We start from the raw sequence: 1,896 nt of genomic DNA on the forward strand, positions 1-1,896 counted from the left end.
GGCCGGAAGTACTGCGGAAGCACCGGCCAGGGCCAGCACTGCCGCGCATGCGCGAAGGTTCATGGAAGTCTCCTCGGGAAGAACCGCCCAGCAGAATGCCGCCGGGCGGTGTGCGCTTACTTGTATACGATGTCCATCTGCGCGTTGGCGTATGCCTTGCCAGCCACCACGTCATCGGCAACGCCGGTCTTGGTGTACCAGACGCTGTGCTGCAGAGTCTGCGGGGCCGCAGCGGTGACATTGACAAACTCAGTCGGCGTCGCGTTGATCGCCAGCTGCTTGTCGTTGGTGTCATAGATCTTGTACGCAACGCCTTCTGCATCGCTGGTGGCGTTCAGCGCCAGTGCGCCGTCGGCAGTGGTCACGCCGGTGAACTTCACGGCCACGTCGTGCGAGCCGCTGGCACCAGTGCAATCAACCGTTACGTCCAGTGCGCGGCGGCCAACACGATTGCTGCCCTTCAGGTCCTCCATGTCCACGATGTCCATGATTACGGCCACCACGCCACCGTTGATTTCGGCTTTGCAGGTGGTTTCCCTAATCTCACCCTCGATGGTCAGATCAGCAGCATTCACGGCCGGGGCAGCGGCCAGCAGGATGGCCAGCGCCATCGGGGTCTTCAGGTTCTTCATAGGTGTGCTCTTCAACAAGTGATGGAATCGGGAACGCCACCCGTCATCTGTGCGAAGGGTGGCCGGTGCAGGAGGCGTGGTGTCTGTCGACAGATCCCTTGCCGACGCAGGACGAGGCACGCCCGTCTTCTGCCCGGCGCATGTTCGGCCCGATGCCCGCCGTGCTCCATACAATTAGTTGCAAACGCTTACGTCGAGGAAAAACTGCAAGTAATTGCATGTTCGCCGGTGTGATCGCGCCCTAGTCTGCACGCCTCCCATTACTACCGGGGCTGCACTGCGGCCGCGTCGACGCCATGCGCCTGTCTTCCTCTCCCCCTCAAAGCGCCACGCAGTATTCCCTGCGCCATACCGCGCTGGCTGCGGCCATCAGCACCACCCTAGTGTTTGCGGCTGCGCTGCCGGCGTACGCGCGGCCGGGCGGCGAAGTCGAGTTCAGCGAAGGCTTCGCCAGCGGCTTCGTCGGCGAAGACCTGGCGCGTTTCAGCATGGGCAACCCGGTCGAGCCGGGCCGCTACAACGTCGATATCCACCTCAACGGTGAGTTCGTCCGCCGCGATGACATCGACCTGGTGGCCTCGGATACACCGCATGTCGCGCAGCCCTGCGTGCCCGCACACCTGCTGCTGGCATTGGGCCTCAGCGATGCCGCCCGCCAGGCCGTGGAAGCGACGGCCACCCCGCACTGCGTCGATGTAGAGGCCGCGATTGAAGGCGCACGCGTACGCTACGACGACAGCCAGCTGCGGCTGGATATCTCGCTGCCGCAGGTGGCGCTGCAACGCCAGGCGCGCGGCTTCGTCGCGCCGGAACTGCGCGACCACGGCATCACCGCCGCTTTCCTCGGCTACAGCGTCAACCACTACCGCAACCAGGGCCAGCAGAACACCTACGCGGGCATCACCACCGGCCTCAACCTGGGGGCATGGCGGCTGCGCCACCGCAGTTCGCTCAGCCACAGCCCGCAGGGCACACACTTCACCACGCTCAACAGCACGCTGCAGCGCGATCTGCCGCGCTGGAACAGCCAGCTCACGCTGGGCCAGGCCAACACCGGTGGCGAACTGTTCGACAGCGTCGGCTTCACCGGTGTGCGTATCAGCACCGACGAACGCATGCTGCCCGATTCACTGCGTGGCTACGCGCCGGTGGTGCGTGGCGTGGCACAGAGCAATGCGCGCGTCACCATCCGCCAGAACGGCGCGGTGCTGTACGAAACCACGGTGGCGCCGGGTCCGTTCGCCATCGACGATCTCTACCCCAA

The 1,896-nt window shown here is 64.8% G+C and carries 2 protein-coding genes; one reads left to right on the top strand and one right to left on the bottom strand.

From position 1 onward, the window contains the following. Positions 1-116: 116 nt before the first annotated feature. Positions 117-632, bottom strand: coding sequence for a fimbrial protein (locus ACFQ6N_RS40475; RefSeq protein WP_053448787.1), 516 nt, complete (start codon positions 630-632; stop codon positions 117-119). Between the two features lie 296 nt (positions 633-928). Here ACFQ6N_RS40475 and ACFQ6N_RS40480 point away from each other — a divergent pair. Then, positions 929-1,896: fimbria/pilus outer membrane usher protein (locus ACFQ6N_RS40480; protein WP_380659149.1), on the top strand; the 968-nt coding region annotated here is incomplete at its 3' end.

Source organism: Kitasatospora sp. NPDC056446 (assembly GCF_042796115.1).
Taxonomy (GTDB): domain Bacteria; phylum Actinomycetota; class Actinomycetes; order Streptomycetales; family Streptomycetaceae; genus Kitasatospora.

Coding starts and splice junctions, on each gene's coding strand:
- ACFQ6N_RS40475 (WP_053448787.1), bottom strand. CDS start 632: ATGAAGAACCTGAAGACCCCGATGGCGCTGGCCATCCTGCTGGCCGCT.